Source organism: Gilliamella sp. Pra-s52 (assembly GCF_009795805.1).
Taxonomy (GTDB): domain Bacteria; phylum Pseudomonadota; class Gammaproteobacteria; order Enterobacterales; family Orbaceae; genus Gilliamella.
Genome location: NZ_WTEY01000011.1, coordinates 26,152 through 47,299 on the forward strand (window position 1 = coordinate 26,152; position 21,148 = coordinate 47,299).

Annotated in this window: 21 protein-coding genes; 13 read left to right on the forward strand and 8 right to left on the reverse strand. The window is 34.6% G+C overall.

The genetic code is table 11. The features are described from left to right. The first annotated feature begins 144 nt into the window (after positions 1-144). The 3 genes from GQ594_RS08520 to dnaB all read left to right on the forward strand — a co-directional run bounded on the left by GQ594_RS08520 (position 145) and on the right by dnaB (position 3,445). On the forward strand, positions 145-1,164 hold the full coding sequence (locus GQ594_RS08520; RefSeq protein WP_160412109.1) for an aspartate-semialdehyde dehydrogenase: 1,020 nt from the start codon (positions 145-147) through the stop codon (positions 1,162-1,164). After that, positions 1,151-1,942: a tRNA pseudouridine(38-40) synthase TruA gene (gene truA, locus GQ594_RS08525; RefSeq protein ID WP_160400075.1), complete on the forward strand. Its 792-nt coding sequence runs from the start codon at positions 1,151-1,153 to the stop codon at positions 1,940-1,942. The genes GQ594_RS08520 and truA overlap by 14 nt, the downstream gene beginning before the upstream one ends. Before the next feature lie 78 nt (positions 1,943-2,020). Beyond that, a complete protein-coding gene (dnaB, locus tag GQ594_RS08530; RefSeq protein WP_160400074.1) occupies positions 2,021-3,445 on the forward strand; it encodes a replicative DNA helicase in 1,425 nt (474 codons plus the stop codon). A 60-nt stretch (positions 3,446-3,505) separates the two neighbouring features. On the opposite strand, the gene GQ594_RS08535 is transcribed toward dnaB, so the two are convergent. From GQ594_RS08535 to GQ594_RS08550, 4 genes are read right to left on the reverse strand one after another with little or no spacing between them, the layout of a single operon-like run. Beyond that, complete coding sequence (locus GQ594_RS08535) at positions 3,506-4,354, reverse strand: metal ABC transporter permease (protein ID WP_160412107.1); 849 nt, start codon at positions 4,352-4,354, stop codon at positions 3,506-3,508. Beyond that, positions 4,351-5,217, reverse strand: coding sequence for a metal ABC transporter permease (locus tag GQ594_RS08540; RefSeq protein WP_160400072.1), 867 nt, complete (start codon positions 5,215-5,217; stop codon positions 4,351-4,353). The genes GQ594_RS08535 and GQ594_RS08540 overlap by 4 nt, the downstream gene beginning before the upstream one ends. Continuing rightward, a complete protein-coding gene (locus GQ594_RS08545) occupies positions 5,218-6,114 on the reverse strand; it encodes a manganese/iron ABC transporter ATP-binding protein (RefSeq protein ID WP_160400071.1) in 897 nt (298 codons plus the stop codon). It abuts the gene before it with no gap. After that, the gene (locus GQ594_RS08550) at positions 6,114-7,034 is read right to left on the reverse strand and encodes a metal ABC transporter substrate-binding protein (protein ID WP_202112530.1); all 921 of its coding nucleotides are present in this window, start codon (positions 7,032-7,034) and stop codon (positions 6,114-6,116) included. The genes GQ594_RS08545 and GQ594_RS08550 overlap by 1 nt, the downstream gene beginning before the upstream one ends. Positions 7,035-7,449: 415 nt before the next feature. Here GQ594_RS08550 and GQ594_RS08555 point away from each other — a divergent pair, with 415 nt between their 5' ends. Further along, positions 7,450-8,376 carry an L-lactate dehydrogenase gene (locus tag GQ594_RS08555; RefSeq protein ID WP_160412106.1) on the forward strand — a complete coding sequence of 309 codons (927 nt, stop codon included), beginning with the start codon at positions 7,450-7,452 and terminating at the stop codon, positions 8,374-8,376. A gap of 126 nt (positions 8,377-8,502) precedes the next feature. On the opposite strand, the gene GQ594_RS08560 is transcribed toward GQ594_RS08555, so the two are convergent. After that, the gene (locus GQ594_RS08560) at positions 8,503-9,372 is read right to left on the reverse strand and encodes a hypothetical protein (RefSeq protein WP_160412105.1); all 870 of its coding nucleotides are present in this window, start codon (positions 9,370-9,372) and stop codon (positions 8,503-8,505) included. 596 nt (positions 9,373-9,968) lie between these two features. On the opposite strand from GQ594_RS08560, the gene GQ594_RS08565 reads away from it, so the two are divergent. The 7 genes from GQ594_RS08565 to ggt all read left to right on the forward strand — a co-directional run bounded on the left by GQ594_RS08565 (position 9,969) and on the right by ggt (position 18,115). Next, entirely contained in the window at positions 9,969-11,405 is a 1,437-nt protein-coding gene (locus GQ594_RS08565) for a 6-phospho-beta-glucosidase (protein ID WP_160412104.1), read from the forward strand. Positions 11,406-11,435: 30 nt separating this feature from the next. Then, entirely contained in the window at positions 11,436-11,753 is a 318-nt protein-coding gene (locus GQ594_RS08570; RefSeq protein ID WP_160412103.1) for a PTS cellobiose transporter subunit IIB, read from the forward strand. A 158-nt stretch (positions 11,754-11,911) separates the two neighbouring features. Further along, positions 11,912-13,927, forward strand: a complete 2,016-nt coding sequence (locus tag GQ594_RS08575) for a BglG family transcription antiterminator (protein ID WP_202112529.1) — start codon at positions 11,912-11,914, stop codon at positions 13,925-13,927. Between the two features lie 14 nt (positions 13,928-13,941). Further along, entirely contained in the window at positions 13,942-14,280 is a 339-nt protein-coding gene (locus tag GQ594_RS08580) for a PTS cellobiose transporter subunit IIA (protein ID WP_160412136.1), read from the forward strand. Between the two features lie 15 nt (positions 14,281-14,295). Then, positions 14,296-14,781, forward strand: a complete 486-nt coding sequence (locus GQ594_RS08585; RefSeq protein ID WP_160412102.1) for a hypothetical protein — start codon at positions 14,296-14,298, stop codon at positions 14,779-14,781. Between the two features lie 14 nt (positions 14,782-14,795). After that, the gene (gene celB / locus GQ594_RS08590) at positions 14,796-16,145 is read left to right on the forward strand and encodes a PTS cellobiose transporter subunit IIC (protein ID WP_160412101.1); all 1,350 of its coding nucleotides are present in this window, start codon (positions 14,796-14,798) and stop codon (positions 16,143-16,145) included. Positions 16,146-16,411: 266 nt separating this feature from the next. After that, complete coding sequence (ggt, locus tag GQ594_RS08595) at positions 16,412-18,115, forward strand: gamma-glutamyltransferase (protein WP_160412100.1); 1,704 nt, start codon at positions 16,412-16,414, stop codon at positions 18,113-18,115. Positions 18,116-18,418: 303 nt separating this feature from the next. Here the strand turns inward: ggt and GQ594_RS08600 are convergent, their stop codons facing one another. Beyond that, complete coding sequence (locus tag GQ594_RS08600; protein ID WP_160412099.1) at positions 18,419-19,408, reverse strand: alpha/beta hydrolase family protein; 990 nt, start codon at positions 19,406-19,408, stop codon at positions 18,419-18,421. Positions 19,409-19,598: 190 nt separating this feature from the next. On the opposite strand from GQ594_RS08600, the gene GQ594_RS08605 reads away from it, so the two are divergent. Both GQ594_RS08605 and GQ594_RS08610 read left to right on the forward strand, forming a co-directional pair. After that, positions 19,599-19,826: a ChaB family protein gene (locus GQ594_RS08605; protein WP_160412098.1), complete on the forward strand. Its 228-nt coding sequence runs from the start codon at positions 19,599-19,601 to the stop codon at positions 19,824-19,826. A gap of 109 nt (positions 19,827-19,935) precedes the next feature. Next, the gene (locus GQ594_RS08610; RefSeq protein WP_160412097.1) at positions 19,936-20,220 is read left to right on the forward strand and encodes a YciI family protein; all 285 of its coding nucleotides are present in this window, start codon (positions 19,936-19,938) and stop codon (positions 20,218-20,220) included. 227 nt (positions 20,221-20,447) lie between these two features. On the opposite strand, the gene rplI is transcribed toward GQ594_RS08610, so the two are convergent. Both rplI and rpsR read right to left on the reverse strand, forming a co-directional pair. Continuing rightward, positions 20,448-20,897, reverse strand: coding sequence for a 50S ribosomal protein L9 (gene rplI, locus GQ594_RS08615; RefSeq protein ID WP_160400066.1), 450 nt, complete (start codon positions 20,895-20,897; stop codon positions 20,448-20,450). A gap of 22 nt (positions 20,898-20,919) precedes the next feature. After that, a complete protein-coding gene (gene rpsR, locus GQ594_RS08620) occupies positions 20,920-21,147 on the reverse strand; it encodes a 30S ribosomal protein S18 (RefSeq protein WP_025314965.1) in 228 nt (75 codons plus the stop codon). Position 21,148: the final 1 nt, after the last annotated feature.

The following is a 21,148-nucleotide window of genomic DNA, read 5'->3' on the forward strand; positions in this document are numbered from 1 at the left end:
TTGAAGGTGGCTTATCATTTTTCATGATTATACTAACTGTTAGATAATATCTATTCATCCAATGCTATCGTCATTACTTTTTCCGCTATCTTTGACAATATAGTGATATAATTACCGCTAAATTTTTTATTTGGGTTGATAAATATGTCTGCATGGAATATTGCTATTGTTGGGGCGACAGGACAAGTGGGTTCTGCGCTAGTTGAACTACTACAACAACGTGGTTTACAAGATAATAATCTAAAAATTGAAAATCTCTATCTAGTTGGTAGTGATAATAGTGCTGGCGAGATTGTTCGCTTTTCTGGCAAGAATTTAACCGTGATTGATAGTGCGCAAATGGACTGGAGCGAGTGCCATTTTGCCTTTTTTGTAGCGGGTGCAAAAACTAGTGAAAAATATGCACAAGTTGCTGCAGAGGCAGGTTGTGTGGTGATTGATGCAAGTGGTTATTTTGCCGAGCAGGATCATATTCCACTTGTAGTCCCTAAAGTTAATAATAGTGTATTAACAGAATACCGTAACGAAAACATCATCGCTGTTGCCAGTGCCACTGTGTGCCAATTATTGCGCTGTGTTGCATCGTTGACTGATATGGCGTTATTAACTAATTTACATGTAACTAGTTTTATTCCAGCATCATTGTATGGTAAGTCTGGCGTTGATGAACTTGCCGGGCAAAGTGCTCGTTTATTAAATGGTATGCCAGTTGATAATCAACTGTTTGATAAACAATTAGCCTTTAACTTATTGCCTATATCTCACGAACAGGATGATGCGATATTAGGTGAAAAATCACAAGTGAACCAAATCCGTAAAATATTGAGTAATTATGAACTTCCTGTTTCTATTGAGTCAGTGATTGTGCCCGTGTTTTATGGTGTATCACAAGCCATTAATGTATCAAGTAGTTTACCAATTGAATTGGATATGGCTCGTTTTGGCGAATTTGGTGTTGAAGTCCAAGGTGATAATTTGCCAACGCCAGTGACCGAAGTGAGCACCGAATCAGAAAGCCAACTAACCATTAAATTGGCTAATTTACGACACAGTTATGGTCATTATGAACAAATTCAATTTTGGTCAGTAGCGGATAATATCCGTTATTTAGGCGCATTAATGCTAATTGAAACGCTTGAGATCCTCATTAATGACTATATATAAAATTGCCCTCGGTGTTGAATATGATGGCAGTGCTTATTTTGGTTGGCAACGGCAGCAGTCGGTCGATTCTATTCAAGAAAGGCTAGAATCGGCACTATCGATTATTGCCAATTCACCCATAACTGTATTTTGTGCAGGAAGAACAGATGCTGGCGTGCATGCAACAGGGCAAGTTATCCATTTTGAAACTCAAGCCGTGCGATCAGCTAGTGCTTGGACAATGGGCGTGAATTCGCATTTACCCGATAATATTGCTGTGCGTTGGTCGCAAAACGTAGATGATAGCTTTCACGCTCGGTTTAGTGCCACAGCTCGACGTTACCGTTATGTGATTTATAATCATCGCTATCGGCCAGCCATTTTAGCCAAAGGGGTATCGCATTATTATTTACCGTTGAATGAGAACTTAATGCACCAAGCAGCGCAGTATCTGTTAGGCGAAAATGATTTTTCATCTTTTCGAGCATCACAGTGTCAATCATTAACACCGTGGCGCAATATTCACCATATTGAAGTTTGGCGGCAGGGCGAATATATTATTGTCGACATTAAAGCTAACGCATTTGTGCACCATATGGTACGCAATATTGTAGGCAGCTTACTTGAGGTTGGTGCGGGTAATCAGCGCCCTGAATGGATCGATGAGCTGTTACAAGCTAAAGATAGAACACAAGCGGCAGCAACGGCAAAACCCGAAGGATTATATTTAGTTCAGGTCGACTATCCTGCTGAATTCCAAATACCAACGCAAGCATTAGGTCCGCTATTTCTAAAATAAATTATAAATTCAGTTGTAAAACGGAACATAGAATAGATAAAACATTTAAAATTGAATCAAATTAAAAAGATAAATGTCATGAATAGTAACGAAAAAAGCGCAAGTAAAGATTCAAGAAACCAAGAAGCGAAAAAATCAAAATTACATAATATCAAGCTTCCACCTCATTCAATCGAAGCTGAACAAGCAGTACTTGGTAGCTTGATGCTTGATAATCAACGTTGGGATGCGGTATCAGAAATGATCACCGAGCGGGATTTTTATTCACGTCACCATCAATTGATTTTTTCTGAAATGCATACTTTGGTTAGCAAAGGAACTCCAATTGACTTAATTACTCTTTCTGAAAGCCTTGAAAGTAAAGATATTTTGGCCGATGTAGGGGGATTTGCCTATTTGGCGGAGTTGTCTAAAAATACGCCAAGTGCAATTAATGTTGTTGCTTATAGTGATATTATTCGCCAACAAGCAATTTTGCGTGAATTAATCAGTGCGTCAAATGATATTGCCGATAACTGTTATACCACTGAAGGGCGTGATAGTACCGAAATTTTAGACTTTGCGGAAAGCAAAATTTTCCAAATAGCTGAAAGCCGAACAAAGCAAGGTGAAGGCCCGAAAAGCATTACCGAAGTGTTAGAGGCAACCGTGGCTAAGATTGAAGAACTCTTTCAACGTCCACATGATGGTGTGACTGGGGTTTCAACTGGTTATGTGGATTTAGATAAAAAAACAGCTGGTTTACAGCGTTCCGATTTAATTATTATCGCTGCAAGACCATCAATGGGTAAAACCACATTCGCAATGAATTTATGTGAAAATGCTGCACTAGAGCAAGAAAAGCCAGTGCTAATATTCAGTTTAGAAATGCCATCAGAACAAATTATGATGCGTATGTTGGCCTCACTTTCACGAGTTGATCAAACCCGAATTCGAACAGGGCAACTACAAGACGATGATTGGGCAAGAATTTCAAGCACTATGGGGTTATTGCTTGAAAAGAAAAACATTTATATTGATGATTCATCGGGTTTGACGCCAATGGAATTACGCTCAAGAGCCAGACGTATTTATCGTGAGCATAAAGGTTTAAGCATGATAATGGTGGATTACTTGCAACTTATGCGTGTGCCAAATATCTCTGAAAACAGAACATTAGAAATTGCTGAAATATCACGCTCATTAAAAGCCTTGGCAAAAGAGTTACAAGTTCCTGTCGTTGCGCTATCACAACTTAACCGTAGCTTAGAGCAACGGGCTGACAAAAGACCTGTTAACTCAGACTTGCGTGAATCAGGATCGATTGAGCAAGATGCCGATGTGATCATGTTTATCTATCGTGACGAAGTTTATAACGAGGCGTCAGAACATAAGGGTATTGCCGAAATTATTTTAGGCAAACAACGAAACGGTCCAATAGGTAAAGTTAGATTAAAATTCCAAGGACAGTTTTCACGCTTTGATAATTATGCTGATGCCAGTAAATATTTAGATGATGAATAACGATAAAAATCGTACACGGCAATGCTTAGCCTATTTTTGTTACAATGATTTAAACATTACTTAAATCGCTGCTTTAACAGCGATTTTTTTATTATCAATAAATTGATAAATTTGAGCTAGTAAAAATAAAATTGCTTGTAAAATAACAATACTTGCACTGGTTGATGCATCAACATAATAGCTTATTAGCGTACCTAATACGGTTGAAAATGCCGAAACCAATACTGCTATGATTAACATACGCTCAAACCGCTTAGTTAACGAAAAAGCAATGATACCGGGAGCGATTAACATCGCTATCACTAAAATCATCCCAGCTGTTTTTAATGAACCAACAATAGTTAAAGCTAGCACACTTAATAACCCGTAATGCAACAGCTTGACTGGCAAACCAACCACTTTGGCTTGTACGGGATCGAAGCAGTACAGCATTAAATCACGGCGTTTAATAATAACTAAGATCGACACAATTGTGGCAATAAGGATAATTTGTTTAAGCTCGTCATAACTTGTTCCAAGCACACTACCAAATAAAATATGATTTAAATGTTGTGATGTATCTACCTTTGAAAACAGCACCAAACCAAACGCAAACATTCCCGAAAATACAATGCCCATGACAGTATCTTCTTTAACTCGACTGTTTTCTTTAATATACCCCGTTGCCACTGAGCAAAATAATCCCGAAGCAAATGCGCCAATAATGATGGGGATTCCTGCTAAATACGCCAACACGATCCCTGGCAAAACGGCGTGTGAAATCGCATCGCCCATTAACGACCAGCCTTTTAGCACCAAAAAACAAGAAAGCAAAGCACAAACAATACCTGTGGCTAACGCGGCTAAAATTGCGCGTTGAATAAGGGGTAGGGTAAGTGGGTAATAAATAAACTCCCAAAATTCGGTCATACTTTTCCCCCTTTATTTAATCGGCTTTGACGTATTTTAAGGCGATTTGAAATAAGCCCTTGTTGTGGGGCAAATAAAAATGCGGCGATAAATATCAGTGTTTGCAAGCTCACAATAACGCCACCTGTTTCGCCATTTAAATAATAGCTAATCCACGCCCCTACAGCACTGCTTACGGCACCAATTGCAACTGAAATCATCAACAACCGTGAAAATTGATTTGTCAATAAATAAGCCGTTGCCCCGGGAGTGATAACCATCGCAATAACTAAAATAGCCCCCACTGTTTGCAGTGCCGCAACGGTACAGGCGCTTAAAATGGTAAAAAATAGAATTTTTAGTTTTAGTGGTTGTAAACCAATGGATCTGGCATGGGTTTCATCAAAAAAAACAACTAATAAATCCTTCCAAAAAAAGAAAAGTAATATAAATGACACTAAAATAATGATTTGCACTTGCCACATATCGCTATCGTCAATGCCAAGAATATTACCAAAAATAATTGTTTGCACATTAACCGAGGTTGGATTGAGGGAAATGATCAACAAACCGATAGCAAAAAAAGTTGAAAAAATAAAACCAATAATCGCATCCGCTTTTAACCGTGTAAAAGCACGCACTAAGGTAATGGCAAGTGCTGCGAGCAATCCAGTAAAAAAAGCCCCAACCGAATAAGGCAACCCCAAGGCATAAGCACCAGCAACCCCCGGCACCACTGAATGCGAAAGCGCATCGCCCATTAACGACCAGCCTTTTAACATCAAAAAAGCCGACAAAAAAGCACAAGCCGCACCAACAAGACTACTTACCCAAATTGCTTTGAACATAAAATCATAGGTGAATGGTTCAAGTAATAGTTCCATTTATTTTGGCCTTTTTTGTTCGTTTTCAACATGGTTAACCAACAAATCTTGATGAGGAGAATCATGTTTACCTTCACCGTAAAAAATGGCAGCACGTTCATCATCGGTTAAGATCGATACTTTTCGGGGATCTTCATCTTCATGTAATTTATCGCCCGATAGGCTAAGATAACGCAATGCACCACCAAAAGTAGTCATTAAATTTTGTGGTGTAAAGGTAGTTTCAGTTGGACCAAATGCCAACACCGTTTGATTAATTAACACCACCTGATCGCAAAATTCAGGCACACTACCTAAGTTATGGGTTGACACCAAAATCAAATGACCTTCAGCACGCAGATTTTTCAAAAGATCAATAATGGCATTTTCGGTTTTAACATCTACACCGGTAAAAGGCTCATCTAATAACAGCACATTACCTTGCTGAGCTAAAGCTCGGGCTAAAAATACACGTTTTTTTTGTCCACCAGAAAGCTCGCCAATTTGGCGATGCTTAAAATCAAGCATATTGACACGTTCAAGCGCAATATCGACTTGCTTTTTATCTTCTTTACTTGCAATACGTAAAAAAGACATATGCCCATATCGCCCCATCATCACCACATCCGATACAAGAACAGGAAAATCCCAATCGACATCTTCCGTCTGTGGTACATAAGCGATAATATTTTGCTTTAAAGCCTGATTAACAGACATATCATTAAACGTCACTCGACCGCGGGTTGGTTTAACCATTCCCATAATGCTTTTGAATAAAGTCGATTTACCACTACCATTTACTCCAACTAAAGCACAAATAGTGCCACCATTTAAGTGGAAGCTAGCATCATGAATTGCGGTGTGACCATTATTATAAGTCACGGTGATGTCATTAACATTCAAGCAAATTTGAGTCATTATTCTTCGAATCCTTTAGCTATGGTTTCAACCGTTACTTTTAATAGATCAATATACGTTGGCACAGGCCCATCTTTTGTTGAAAGCGAATCAACATATAAAACACCACCATATTTTGCACCCGTTTCATTGCTTACTTGTTTAGCGGGTTTGCTTGAAATGGTACTTTCACTAAAAATCACCGGAATGTGATTTTTATTAACTAAATCAATTAAATGCCTAACTTGCTGAGGTGTACCTTGCTGCTCGGCATTGATAGGCCATAGATAAGCTTCTTTCAAATTATAGTCACGGGCCAAATAACTAAAAGCCCCCTCACTGGTCACAAGCCAACGCTTTTCATCAGGGATTTTGGCTAACCGCTCACGTAACGGGGTATCAAGTGCTTTAATTTTGGCAATATAATCAGCCGCATTTTTATTATAAATCCCGGTATTTTGGGGATCATATTTAACCAATGCTGCACGGATATTTTCGACATAAACTAACGCCAAAGTTGGTGACATCCAAGCATGTGGATTAGGGTTACCTTTATAACTACCTTCTTGGATCTGCATTGGCTCAATACCGTCTGTTACCACAACAGATGGTACATCTTTGACATCTTCAAAAAAACGTTTAAACCAAAGTTCTAAATTAAGCCCATTCCATAACACCAAATCGGCTGAAAGCACTTTAGTAATATCTTGTGGAGTGGGATCGTATTCATGAATTTCAGCGCCAACTTTGGTAATTGACTCAACCACAGCGGCATCGCCAGCGACATTTTGTGCAATATCTTGAATTATAGTGAAAGTGGTAACCACTTTGAATTTTTTATCTGCTGCGTGGGCGCATTCGGACTGGCCAGTCAAAATAATTAACGAAGTTAAAATAACCTTTAATAACGTTTTGCGGTTTTTAAAAAAATTGAACTTCATTAGCGACTCCTTGCACATAATCAAATAATAAAATTCAGTGATAGCCATTAACAAATAGAGTAATTAACCAATCAAGAAAATAACGTCTTATTTAATTAGTGATAATAGTGAAACAGCATTACTATAAACAATAGCAATAAATATTAATGAGAATTATTATCATTTAAATAAGTAAAGTCAAATATTTCCTAAAATTTATTGTTTATTGCTTCATTATTAGTATGACTATAACTTAATTCATTGTATATAAAACTAAATTAAATAGTAGATAGTTCCGTCTATTTAACCAATAGTTATCACAAAACAGATAATTATCAGGATCGCGATAACGCCCCTTTATTCACTATAACTAAAGGTATATTATTGATCTAACCTTTACCGTTCTAACTATTTGTTAAATTAAGCGAGGCTTAACATGAAATTGCGAAAAGTGATGATTATTGGCGTGGGTAATGTGGGATCAACAACGGCTTACACATTGGTAAATCGAGGTATTTGTGAAGAAATAGCACTCGTTGATCTTAATAAAGAATTAGCCTATGGCCATGCGCAAGATTTATTAGATGCTGCGGCCTATCGACAAAACATGGTCAAAGTTAGCCTGCGTGAATCAACGGATTGTTCAGACATTGACATAGCCATTATCACCGTCACATCAGGCATTGCCCAAAAAAGTCGAGCCGAAGAACTTGCTGGTACATCTAAAATTATCGCAAGTATCGTGCCTAACATGATGAAAAGCGGATTTAAAGGCATCTTCTTAATTGCCACCAACCCTTGTGACGCGATTACTTATCAAGTTTGGAAACTATCAGGGTTACCACGCCATCGCGTAATTGGCACAGGGGTATGGCTTGATACCGTACGATTACGCCGATTATTAGGGCAACAAATGGATATTGGTCCACAAAGTATTGACGCTTTTATTGTGGGTGAACATGGTGATTCACAATTCCCTGTTTGGTCGCATTCATCGGTTTATGGCATTAATCTTAATGATTTAGAAAAAAACAAAATCGATTTTGAACAAATTGGCACTCAAGCTCGAAAAATGGGCTTTGAAATAGCTAACCGTAAACACTGTACCGAATACGGTATTGCCAGTACCATTACCGAAATCTGCCAACACATATTCACTAATAGCCACCGTGCCTTAGCGCTTAGTTGTATTTTAGACGGCGAATATGGCTATAAAAATGTTGCGATTGGTGTTCCTGCAATTTTAGATCAACATGGTATTAAAAAAGTGATCAAACTCGACTTTACCGAAAATGAAAAGCAACTCTTTGACAAAAGCATCCATATTGTTAAAGGCTATATTGATCATATCAAATTACCGTAGCACAAGTTATTTCACTATTGCTTGATTAGCGAGCTATTAATATTATCAATTCGTGGCATTGTTCCTATTCACAGCGTGCCACGAAAAAATTAGGCTTTGTTAAAGCTTCATTTTGGGATATAACGGCTAATCGTCTAAAATGATTTTAAGTTGGTTTTTAAGTTGATGATATTCAGCATCACTTAAAAAATAGTAACGAGTATCTCTAATATGACTGGCGATCTTTTTATATGTATTAAGATGCTCAGATACAGGATAGCAAGCAATATAATCATTAAAAGTGGCAACATCAGCAATGTCAGCAAACTGCTTTTTATCGATGCTATTTAAATAGCCTTTAAGATCAAGTATTTGGCAATTAGGCTTATGTTCCTTTCGCCAAAATTGATTGTTTTTAAACTGGTAAGTTAAATTAACATTCGTTTTATAGTCATAATGGTTATCTTTGACATCAATAAAATATCCGAGTTCATAATCGGCTTTGACATGCACATAAAATAGATTATTAAGCACTAAAGACGAATAAAAGAACAAATGATCTTCATGTCCTGTTTTTGCTGATAAGATAAGTTCATCTAAATATTTTCCATTTTCATCAAAAGCATTAAGTACCATTAAATCTTCCTTAATGCCTTCGCCTTCACTATCAAAGGTCAGGCTATAGAGCACAAATCGAATATTATCGATTTCAAAACGACCAATAGAGGTAAGATCTTTTAATGTAAAATAACGTTGTTCTTTATCTAGGGGATTATCATAATATCGATAATCATTGTCCTCAAAATGAAAAAATTTGCTATCTACAAATTTACCTTTAGGTAGCGAATGCGTATCAAACGGTATGGTCAACATAGGTAAACTTTGGTAAAAGTCATCAAAATTGGCAAAATGCTCTCTAGATTTATATTGAGATGATGAACTTTGAGGATCCGCTAAAGAATAATTAGCACAAAACAAACTAAATAACATCGTTAAAAATAACACTAAATTCTTCATAATATACTGTCTTATTCAATCAACTTATTTATTATTATATAGTTTTTTCTGTTCGGCAAGAATGATAGTGCAGACTGTCGATTTGTAAAAATAATCAAATAAAAACTTCAATAAAATCAATATCTTTCCTGACGGTTTTTTTAGGGTGATTGACTGGGGATTTATTCTTTATTTTTTTAACTTTAAATTAAACTTAAATAGTTAGATAACTTTAAATAAGCAAAAAATCGTTAGAAAAACCATTGATTTCATTTGGTTTTTTTTTGAAATAAGAATAAAAAAACAAGTGCTAGTAATAATGAAAGAAGATACGTTTTATATTTAACATTGCTCAATATGAGATTATTGAGTTCGTGCATCGAAATATGTCGAGGAATTTGAAAAATTTATTTAATTTCCATCGTTTATTTTTGTGATATTCATTGCATTTCGGTAAATATTACAAAAGGCTGTACATTTTACTCATATTAATTAATAACCTTTCCCAAAAAATATATTTAAATTTTTCCTGATCAATACGGAAAAAGTTGGTTAGTAATTCTATTTTTTTCCTTTTATACTAAATTTGAATTATTAATAAACACAGGTACTTAATTATGAATAATAGAGGTTTACCAAATGATTTTTTATGGGGAGGCGCTGTTGCTGCTCATCAATTAGAAGGGGCTTGGCAAGTCGGTGGTAAAGGTGTGAGTGTTGCTGATGTAATGACGGTGGGCTCACCCAAAAGTTATCGTAAGATTACCGAAGGTATCGTTGCGGAAGAATATTATCCTAATCATGAGGCTATAGATTTTTATCATCACTATAAAGATGACATTAAGTTATTCGCCGAAATGGGCTTTAAATGTTTCCGTACTTCTATTGCTTGGACTCGTATTTTTCCCAATGGTGATGAACTTGCGCCAAATGAAGAAGGGTTAAAGTTTTATGATGATCTTTTTGATGAGTGCTTAAAATACAATATTGAACCAGTCGTCACCCTTTCTCATTTTGAATTACCTTATTATTTAGTTACCCAGTATGGTGGTTTTCGGAATCGTAAACTAATTGACTTTTTTGTTCGCTTTGCAGAAGTTTGCTTTGATCGTTATAAAAATAAAGTCAAATATTGGATGACATTTAACGAAATTAATAATCAAGCTAATTTTAATGAAGATTTTGCGCCTTTTACTAATTCAGGTATTTACTATAAAACAGGTGATAATCGCGAAGAGATTATGTATCAAGCTGCTCATTATGAATTAGTTGCTAGTGCTAAAGCGGTACAAATTGGCCATGCAATTAATCCTGATTTTAAAATTGGTTGTATGATTGCAATGGTGCCAATCTATCCCGAAACCTGTAAACCAGGCGATATTTTAATGGCACAAAAAGTTATGGAGCGTAAATACTTCTTTGCTGATGTGCATGTGCATGGCGAGTATCCAAACCACATTAAAAAATATTGGCAACGTAAAGATTTTAAACTTGATATCACCAATCAAGATCTTGAGGTTTTGAAAAACGGTGCAGTTGATTACATTGGCTTTAGCTATTACATGTCTAATGCAATTAGGAAAAAAGAAGGTAATGATAGCTATGAATATAACGAAAAAACTGATTTAGTTGGTAATCAATATGTCAAAAAATCAGATTGGGGTTGGCAAATCGATCCTGAGGGACTTCGTTATACACTTAATTGGTTAACAGACATGTATCATTTACCGCTTTTTATTGTTGAAAATGGTTTTGGTGCTTACGATAAAGTCGAAGTTGATGGTAGTGTTCACGATGCTTACCGTATTGATTATCTACGGGAACATATTAAACAAATGAAGCTTGCTGTTGAAGAAGATGGTGTTGATTTAATGGGTTATACCCCTTGGGGTTGTATCGATCTGGTTTCGGCAGGTACAGGGGAAATGGAAAAACGTTATGGCTTTATTTATGTCGATAAAGATAATAAAGGTAACGGAACATTAAAGCGTAGCCGAAAAGATTCATTTATTTGGTTTAAACAGGTTATTGCATCAAACGGTGATGTTTTATAAAGGAATAATGATTGTATTGAGGAAAAGTTCATGAAGAAAACATTAATTATTTGTGCTGCAGGGATGTCATCATCATTGATGGCAAAAAAAGTAACAGAATATTTTGCTAGCAAAGATAAAGCTATTTCGGTCGATGCCGTATCAGCAACGGAAGGTAGCAATATGATTAAAAGTAGTGATTTTTCACTTTTTTTAATTAGCCCGCAAACGATGATGATGCTTGATAAATTTAAAATGTTGGGAGAAGAAGTGGGTAAACCTGTCGTGAGTATCCCTTTTCAAGCTTATATTCCTATTCAATCAGGTATTGAACAACTAGCTAAGCTAATAGAGGATAATATCAAGTAATTAAAATTGATATTTATTTTAGGGATATGATTTGGGCGTTGTGGATAGATTATCTAAAATAGCAGCGCCTTATTATCTTACTTGGGTGTACTTATGTAATAGATAAAAGTATTCACTATATTATTAATAATATGGTTTTGGTTGGTAGGCGGGTATGGATGATAGTGATTAAAAACAAACAGCGTGACCTTATCAGTTTATTGATTCGTTCTAAAGATCTATTCAAAAGCAGTGCGTTGCTAGCAACTGAGTTATCATTATCAGATCGTACTGTTCGCACTTATCTTAATGATTTGAAGTTTTTAATTGAAAGTCATGGTGGAGCTATTATCAGTAAACAAGGTCATGGCTATAAATTAGAGATTAAAGATAGAACAACTTTCAACTTATTTTTAATTGAGCATCATTTATTGGATCGCAATGTAGAACAAGCAAATTGTCGAGAAGCATGTCAAAGAAAACACCATATTCTTAATTTATTATTATTAGAAAGCCAAAAAATTGATATAGAGGCATTATCTGAACAATTATTTATTAGTTCTTCTCAGCTAAATAAAGATATTTTAGAAATCAAACATCAACTCCAAGCTTACGGTCTTACTATTAAAAAAAGTCAATCCCTGATGTACGTAGAAGGAGAGGAGAAAGCAAAACGACATTTCATTTTAAGTTATTTTTTTCATGAGGAATCAATTAATTTTCTGCAAAATCTAACTTATTTAAACAAGTTCAATGATGTAATTGGTTTAGATACCTTAACTATTATTATTTTAGATGAGTGTCGTGAGGCAAAAATAAAACTATCTGATGTAATGATGCAAAATATTGTACTACATCTGTCATTAAGTATTAAACGTTTACAATCTGGGCTTTCTATTCAACATCTTGATATGCCACAATCGACTAAAAACACATTGGAATATCAGGTTGCTAAGAAAATTATCAATAGAGTAGAAAAGGTAATTGGTTTTTGTTTTCCCAAACAAGAACAAATGTATTTAACTTTACATTTGATTAGTAAATCAAATTTTATCCAAAATGACTTTAACTCCGAGTTATCTTTATCTTTGACTAATTTATTGTTTGAGATACAGCAAGAAACGGGATATTTATTTTTAAGCGATGAGCAATTGAAAAACGGAATTATTCAACATTTAAAACCAATGATTGTCCGTTTAGAACAAAATATTAAATTAAAAAATCCATTGCTTGATGAAATTAAAACGAACTCTCCAGAATTGTTTGAGCTAGTTAAAAAATACCTTAACCAAATCCCTGAACTTAAAAAATTTACTATTTCTGATGATGAATGGGGTTATTTGACTTTGCACTTTTTGGCTTCGATTGAAAAACTAAAAAATGAACAAAAAGCCAAAGTACTAATTATTTGTGCAACTGGACTTGGCAGTGCTCAACTACTAAAAAATAGAGTTGAATGTGAATTTAATGAAAGAATCAAAATCGTTGCAACACAAGGATATTATGAAATTGAATCTCAAATATTAGACAAGGTCGATTTTATTATATCGTCAGTTGATCTATCGTCAAAAGTGTTTAAAGTTCCCGTTTTTCATGTCTCGGTTTTCTTTACTGAAAATGATATACAAAAAATTCGTCGTCATCTTTCGTCATCTATTATGCTTAGTTCAGTACACAAAGATCCAATATCAACATTTAAATCATCAAGCACTTTGGAGCATTTTAGTGATGTTGGTCAAATGGTAGATGATTTATCCGCTGATTATTTTTACTGTTGCAAATACCCTCAAAGTAAAGAACAAGTGTTAGATTGTTTACTTGAGCTTTTAGCACTAAATGAAGATAACGATTATAAGCAAAAGATGATAGAGCAAATGGAAAACCGTATGCTGTTAGGCGATATTTTCTTTAGCCCAACTATCGTAGTACCACATCCAGCAATACCTATTGGGAAATTGTCTAAAATTGGCATTGCAATTATTCCAGATGGATTATTTTGGGATCACAATTATTCAAAAATACACTTTATCTTCATGATTTCGCCTTCTATTTATCAAAATCCAACTTTATCGATGATGACAAAGGCTATTGTCAAATTGATTGATGATTTAAAAATGCAATCAAAACTATTAAGAGCAAAAAACTTTGACCAATTTAAACAACTTTTTATCCAACTTATTGAAAAAGGAGTATAGCAATGAATGAGGAAATGAGCTCAGAGGATATTCAACTTATCGCTTTTAATATTATTTTATATAGCGGTAATGCTAAAACCAAAATCCACGATGCTTTTAAGGCAATGAGAAAAGCTGATTTTATTACTGCAAATCAGCTTCTTGAAGAAGCAAATGAACAAATCTTACAAGCACACCACTCACAAACGCAATTACTACAAAATTATGCTAATGGCACCAAAATCACGATGGAAATTATTATGGTACATGCACAAGATCACTTAATGACAACCATGAGTTTTCGAGAAATGGCGATTGAAATGTTACACCTATATGAAAAGCATCATGAGCTAGAAATAAAACTAAAGAGTTAAATAAGGAGTAGCATAATGACAGAAAAGTTAACAATGCATAAAAAAATCAGCTTAACTAATCTCTATTTTAATCGATTTTTAATGATTCGCTATACCACCGCATTTTTTTTATTTTTGAATCTTTATTGGGCAACCTTTTTAATGGGGTCATTGTCAATGGTAGCTATTTTGCCGCTTGTTCTTTTTGTTTTAGGCATACTTACCACTTGGGAACAAATTAAACTTTATCGAAATCATTGCAATAAATTGCCTTATGCACGGTTATTTTATCGTGTTTTAGCGGTAGTTTTTATAGCATTAATGATCACACTTTATACGCCTTTATATCAGCTTTTTTATCCATTTTTAAAACAGACACAAGATGTATTAAATGTGTTGTTGGTATTACTAACGGTGAGTTTAATTATAACGCTTTTAATGCTTAAAAAGTTAAATAATATTCAACATAATCGAGATCAGCATTTTAAAAGAATCCAAGCTTATGAAGAATTTATTAATTAAATGAGGATATCAAAATGAATACAGGATTTGTTATTTTACAAAAATATCTGATGACGCCTATGGCGAAAATATCGCAATTTAAAATTGTTCGAGCCGTAATGGCTGCGGGCATGGCATCTGTACCTTTTTCTATTGTTGGTTCCATGTTTTTGGTATTCAACACGTTACCAATGACATTTACTGGATTAGAAGGTTTTTTTGAAAATACTTTTTTTAGAGTTAGCGATCTTTATATGATTGCCAATACTGCAACAATTGGTATTTTAGCCCTTTATTTTAACTTTGTTGTTGGTTATGAACTAACTAAAATCGAAGCAGAAGAAACAGGTCTTAAAGTGAATGCACTTAATGGTGCGATGTTATCGGTCTTTGCCTTTTTTATGACTTTGCCAGAATTAGTTATGCAAAATGGAGTGATTACTTTACTTAATGATGAAACTAATTTAGTTTTTAATGGATTACGTTTAAAACCATTTGTCTTTAGGTTGGGGACATCCGGTATATTTATTGCAATAGTTATGGCTATTGTGGCGACTCATCTCTATTTTTTATGCGTGAGGCGAAACTGGGTTGTAAAAATGCCAGAAACCGTGCCATTAGGTGTTTCACGATCGTTTACCGCACTAATTCCAACTTTTGTAATTGCTTTTTTTGTAATTATTCTTAATGGTATTTTCATTTATTTTGGCACGGATATTTTTAATATTATTGCCGTGCCATTTGCCTTTGTGACCAACCTTACAAAAAGTTGGTTAGGTATTATGGTTATTCTATTTTTAATCCATGCGCTATGGGTAGTTGGGATCCATGGTGCAAGTATTATTGGGGCTTTTATCACCCCAATTATGTTAACTAATATGACTGAAAATACGGTTGGAGCACATATTCCTTTTGCAGGTGAGTTTAATAATTCACTTGTGATTTTAGGTGGTTCAGGTTCCACCTTGTTAATGACATTTTTTATTGCTTTTTGCGCTAAATCTAGTCAGCTAAAAATTTTAGGGCGAGCTTCTGCTGTGCCAGCAATATTTAATATTAACGAACCAGTTATTTTTGGTATGCCGATTGTGTACAATCCTTATTTAGCACTTCCTTTTTTCTTAGCACCCATGGTGTGTGGTACGTTAGGTTATTTTGCTATCAATACTGGTTTTATTCATCCTATCATCGCATTAATTCCATGGCCATCTCCAATGGGATTAGGTGCTTTTATTAGTACTGGTGGTGATTACAAAGCTATTTTTGTTGCTATCTTGTCGGCGATTTTAGCACTTGTGATTTATCTTCCTTTTGTAAAACTCTATGACAATAAACTTTATAAAGAAGAGCAAGGTAAATCGGAAGGGAAAATAGAAACAGCTTAGTTTTATAATGATTTATATAAGAGCGTATATACTTTAATCAAGTTAATTACGCTCTTTTTTATTTTTAACTTCAAACAAAAATAAACGGCACGTTAGGTCATACATATTCTAATTTAATTTTGTATAAATTTTGATCATGACTTTGGTTTTTTATGTTATAGTGAGAATTCCCCCTTTCAACCAAGTACTGCATTATATTATTCATAGTTTGATGTATTTTTATTCTGCGTAATAAGGTTAAATAATATTTCTATTAGGAGGTAAAAATGCCCTACACTAAACATAACTTGATTAAGTCTTTATTTTTTATTGTTTTTATTTTAATAAATCAACAAGTTCTTGCTGACGAAAACATAAAACAAAAATTAGAAGCTGGCGCAGTGGCTTCGCCCGATTATTATGGTGCAATGGCTGCACAGGAAATATTAAAAAAGGGGGGCAATGCGGCTGATGCAGCAGTTGCTACTGCTTTTGCGCTTGCTGTGACTTATCCTGAAGCGGGTAATATTGGTGGTGGCGGTTTTATGACTCTTTGGATGGATGGACAGCCTTATTTTATTGATTATAGAGAGGTTGCACCCGCTCAAGCTAATAAAGATATGTATCTTGATGAGCATAAAGATGTGATCCCTAATTTAAGTTTATATTCTCACAAAGCATCAGGCGTTCCAGGAACTGTTGCAGGTATGTGGGCTGTACATCAACGTTTTGGTAAATTATCTTGGAAAGATGTCATGGCACCAGCTATTCATTTTGCCAATGAAGGATTTACTGTAGATAAACAACTTATTAAACGTTATCAAGAAACATTAGAGGTGGCACCTGCTAATGGTCACTTTAAGCAATATTTTGGTTCTATGCAAGCAGGAAAGCTATTTAAACAACCTGAACTTGGCAAAGTATTAGAGCGTATTGCAAATCAAGGTAGTGATGGTTTTTATAAAGGTGAAACAGCTAAGTTAGTAGCCCAACAAATGAAAGAAAATGATGGACTAATTAGCGAAAATGATCTGGCAAATTATCAAGCTAAATGGCGTACACCTTTAGTTGCTAATTGGCAAAATATGAAGGTTGTTACTGCACCACCACCAAGTTCTGGCGGTGTTGGTTTGATTCAACTATTATTAATGAAACAAGACCTTGCTAAAGATTTTAAAAATGTAAAAGTAAATTCAGCACAATATATTCACTTATTGGCCGAAATCGAAAAACGTGTTTTTGCTGATCGCGCTGAATATATGGGAGATCCTGATTTTATTACTGTTCCTGTAGAGAAATTAATTGATCCTAATTATGTTGAAGAAAGAGCGAAACAAGTTAATCCAAAAGCGATTTCTGTTACTGAACAAGTTAAACCTGGTTTAGATAATGATCGTGAAAAATTACAGACAACCCATTTTTCGATTATCGATAAATGGGGTAATGCGGTATCAAATACTTACACACTCAATGGTTGGTTTGGCTCTGCAGTTGTCGTAAAAGGAACAGGTATTATACTAAATAATGAAATGGATGATTTCAGTAGTAAACCTGGTGTGGCGAATCAATTTGGCGTGGTTGGTAAAGATGCCAATGCGATAGAGCCTAATAAACGTCCGTTATCTTCAATGACGCCGAGTATTTTTATTAAAAATAACGATGTAGCGATGGTTATTGGTACACCGGGTGGCTCAAGAATTTTTACATCAATATTCCAAGTTGTCACCAATGTTTTTGATAATCATATGTCATTAAAAGCAGCAATCGATGCTCCTCGGTATCATCATCAACTATTGCCAGCTAATCTAATTTTTATTGAACGCTTTCAAAATAAAGTGCCCGAAGAGTTAAAAGACAAACTTAAACAGATGGGTTATCATTTTAAACAGCAAGATTTTAGTGGTGATATTCAAGCTATAAAAATTACTGATAATAAACTCGAAGCTGTATCGGATATTCGAGGTAGAGGTAAATCAATTATTGTAAAATAGATAATAAAAACCCGTCATAATGACGGGTTTTTTGTGTTTGTTGTTTGATGATTATTCAGGAATAATATCAACAATAACCTTAGCAAATTGGGTTAAACAAGTATCGGTATAATAGTTATTATTTCAATATTTAGATACCAAGGCTTAGCCTATATTGGCAAAACAATCAGCCTAGATAAGTGTGTTGAGGAGGAAAACAAAATAGTCGAATGGAAAATGAAAAGACATTTTGTTGTTAATTTAAATAAATAAGATAAATCCAGACTAGCATGTATTATAGCTAGTCTGTTTAGGTTATTTAACTTAAAGTGAATCTTCTATCTTTTTAATGTCTTCTTGCGTAAAAGTAATGTTTGTCTTTTCACTAGTATCGTTAATTATCTTTTGACTAATTAACTCGGTGATTGGGTAGATAATAGTAAAATGATCGCCACCTTTAATCATATTTGAGTAAAAAGGAATATTTTTATCTTTTGCCATAGACGATAGAATATTGAAGTCTGTGCTGTAATATTTTTCACCTTCAAAGTAAAAAGTAGGTGTTTTGATTGATTCAATAAAAAAGCCGAGTGATCTAAGTTTAAATTCTTCGGCGTTAGTTGTATCAAAAGGCAAGAATGACATATCAGCGTTACCCCACCATTTTTTGACATCACTTACACCACCCAAAGAAAAGATAGCCCTAAATCCTGTTAAAAGTTCGCTAGTTAATAAAACGCGAGTACCACCAGTGCTATGCCCTGCTAGGTAAATTCTATTAGCATCAACATAAGGTTGGGCTGCTAAAAATTGACGAGCTTTTTCTAAATCATCAATTTCGCCAAAAAACATCTCGTCTTGTCCAGGATTACCACTTTCACCTCTAAAGCTTGGTAACATTAGAATTAATCCAGCTTTTCGAAAGGCACTACCAGTTTGATCGTTTGTTTTTGGTGCAGGAGACCAAAAATCATCACCTCCCTGTCCACCAAATCCGCCACTAATCCAAATCACGGCAGGATGTTTTTTTCCATCTTTAGGATCTGGTGTTAAATACGCTGACATATCACCATCTTTTGCTGGATAATAGACTAATGAAAAAATATCTTTAGGTGGAATAGGTGGTTTTTCATTATAATCCTTTGGATTGACAATTTTAGTTTTAAAGTTAGTTCTTGCTTCTTGCAAACTAACTCTGCTTTGATGTATTGCGTTTGATTTTTCAAATGAATTATTAGCGAGTATTGATAATGGAAATAGAGCTATAGCAATAACAGCAGTACGAATAATTGTGCGTGTGTTTTTTTTAATCATTTCTTTCCTTAAATCTTTAATTTTAATGAAAAATATCTTATAAAATAAGACAGTATATTTTAGGCATTTTTAGTTCTTTAGCAATAAATAGATATAGGTATGGTAATGAAGTAAGTAAAATATTGTTACTTTTCCTGTTATCATTTTAAATGTTTCACCTTCAAAACTAAATTATGAGGAGGAATATGATATGCCATATAAAAAACGTGAAGATTTACCTGATTCAGTGCGCCATGTTTTACCTGAACATGCGCAGGATATTTTTAAGGAAGCGTTTAATAGTGCGATTAAAGAATACCAAGATCCACGTAAACGGCGTGATAATAGCAATCCTGAAACAATTGTTTTTAAAGTGGCTTGGGCGGCTGTTGAAAAGGTTTACCACAAAGATGAAGAGGGTAAATGGGTGGCTAAATAGTTGAGTAGTAACCATAAATTGCTAATTATAAATAATGGATTTATAATCAATTTGATTAATAATTTGAGCTGTTTATAGGGCTGGTTTTGTATATTATGGAGATCTTATTATGTTCGTATTTACTCTCACCTATATTAAACCCATTAATGAAGTTGAAAAATATTTACAGCAGCATATTGCGTATTTTAAAGATTATTATCACTCAGGACATTTTATTGCATCAGGACGAAAAGTGCCTCGTACGGGTGGTGTGATTCTTTGTCGTGCTGAGAATAAAGAACAAGCACTTGCAATATTGCAAAAAGATCCATTCTATATTCAGCAAATTGCTAAGTATGATATTATTGAATTTGTACCGTCAAAACATGCCAAGGGTTTCGAGGCGTTTATTTAATAATCTTTGCTTGAAATATTTGAACTTCAGTATTCAATTTCGTATTGAAACCTCTTCTTTAATATTATAAAAATTGGCTGATTTAATAAATCCGCTGAATCCACAATTAGATGTGATCAATATTTAAATAAGCTAATTTTTATGAATCTAAAATAACAATTTTTTATATATTAACAATAAAAAAACCCGTCATGATGACGGGTTTTTTTGTATTTATTATTGGATGATTATTCAGGAATAATATCAACAATAACTTTAGCAAAAGCTTCGCTGTGTACTTGGAATAACACTTCGTGTTCACCAGTTGTACGTAATACACCATTTGGTAAGCGAACTTCGCTTTTTGATACTTGAATACCACGAGCTTTAACTGCATCAGCGATATCACGCGTACCGATTGAACCAAATAATTTACCTTCATCACCAGCTTTAGAAGTAATAGTTACTTTACCAAGTGCATTGATTTGAGCAACGCGTTCTTCAGCTGCTTTTAAAGTTTCAGCAAGTTTTGCTTCTAATTCAGCACGACGAGCTTCAAAAAATTCGATGTTCTTTTTAGTCGCTGCTACTGCTTTACCTTGTGGAATCAGAAAGTTACGCGCATAACCCGCTTTAACATTAACTTGATCACCTAAGCTGCCTAAATTAGCAACTTTGTCGAGTAAAATAATTTGCATTATATGTTCCCTCTGTTGCTAATTACTGATGGTTGTCAGTGTATGGTAATAATGCCAAGTAACGAGCGCGTTTGATTGCGCGAGCTAGTTGACGTTGGTATTTTGCGCTAGTACCTGTGATACGGCTTGGTACAATTTTACCACTTTCTGTGATATAGCTTTTTAATAAAGAAACATCTTTATAATCAATTTCTTTAACGCCTTCTGCAGTAAAACGGCAGAATTTGCGACGACGGAAATAACGTGCCATT

Excerpts from the sequence above, each read along its gene's own strand:
- GQ594_RS08520 (WP_160412109.1), top strand. The coding sequence starts at position 145 with ATGTCTGCATGGAATATTGCTATTGTTGGGGCGACAGGACAAGTGGGT.
- truA (WP_160400075.1), top strand. The coding sequence starts at position 1,151 with ATGACTATATATAAAATTGCCCTCGGTGTTGAATATGATGGCAGTGCT.
- dnaB (WP_160400074.1), top strand. The coding sequence starts at position 2,021 with ATGAATAGTAACGAAAAAAGCGCAAGTAAAGATTCAAGAAACCAAGAA.
- GQ594_RS08535 (WP_160412107.1), bottom strand. The coding sequence starts at position 4,354 with ATGACCGAATTTTGGGAGTTTATTTATTACCCACTTACCCTACCCCTT.
- GQ594_RS08540 (WP_160400072.1), bottom strand. The coding sequence starts at position 5,217 with ATGGAACTATTACTTGAACCATTCACCTATGATTTTATGTTCAAAGCA.
- GQ594_RS08545 (WP_160400071.1), bottom strand. The coding sequence starts at position 6,114 with ATGACTCAAATTTGCTTGAATGTTAATGACATCACCGTGACTTATAAT.
- GQ594_RS08550 (WP_202112530.1), bottom strand. The coding sequence starts at position 7,034 with ATGAAGTTCAATTTTTTTAAAAACCGCAAAACGTTATTAAAGGTTATT.
- GQ594_RS08555 (WP_160412106.1), top strand. The coding sequence starts at position 7,450 with ATGAAATTGCGAAAAGTGATGATTATTGGCGTGGGTAATGTGGGATCA.
- GQ594_RS08560 (WP_160412105.1), bottom strand. The coding sequence starts at position 9,372 with ATGAAGAATTTAGTGTTATTTTTAACGATGTTATTTAGTTTGTTTTGT.
- GQ594_RS08565 (WP_160412104.1), top strand. The coding sequence starts at position 9,969 with ATGAATAATAGAGGTTTACCAAATGATTTTTTATGGGGAGGCGCTGTT.
- GQ594_RS08570 (WP_160412103.1), top strand. The coding sequence starts at position 11,436 with ATGAAGAAAACATTAATTATTTGTGCTGCAGGGATGTCATCATCATTG.
- GQ594_RS08575 (WP_202112529.1), top strand. The coding sequence starts at position 11,912 with ATGATAGTGATTAAAAACAAACAGCGTGACCTTATCAGTTTATTGATT.
- GQ594_RS08580 (WP_160412136.1), top strand. The coding sequence starts at position 13,942 with ATGAGCTCAGAGGATATTCAACTTATCGCTTTTAATATTATTTTATAT.
- GQ594_RS08585 (WP_160412102.1), top strand. The coding sequence starts at position 14,296 with ATGACAGAAAAGTTAACAATGCATAAAAAAATCAGCTTAACTAATCTC.
- celB (WP_160412101.1), top strand. The coding sequence starts at position 14,796 with ATGAATACAGGATTTGTTATTTTACAAAAATATCTGATGACGCCTATG.
- ggt (WP_160412100.1), top strand. The coding sequence starts at position 16,412 with ATGCCCTACACTAAACATAACTTGATTAAGTCTTTATTTTTTATTGTT.
- GQ594_RS08600 (WP_160412099.1), bottom strand. The coding sequence starts at position 19,408 with ATGATTAAAAAAAACACACGCACAATTATTCGTACTGCTGTTATTGCT.
- GQ594_RS08605 (WP_160412098.1), top strand. The coding sequence starts at position 19,599 with ATGCCATATAAAAAACGTGAAGATTTACCTGATTCAGTGCGCCATGTT.
- GQ594_RS08610 (WP_160412097.1), top strand. The coding sequence starts at position 19,936 with ATGTTCGTATTTACTCTCACCTATATTAAACCCATTAATGAAGTTGAA.
- rplI (WP_160400066.1), bottom strand. The coding sequence starts at position 20,897 with ATGCAAATTATTTTACTCGACAAAGTTGCTAATTTAGGCAGCTTAGGT.
- rpsR (WP_025314965.1), bottom strand. The coding sequence starts at position 21,147 with ATGGCACGTTATTTCCGTCGTCGCAAATTCTGCCGTTTTACTGCAGAA.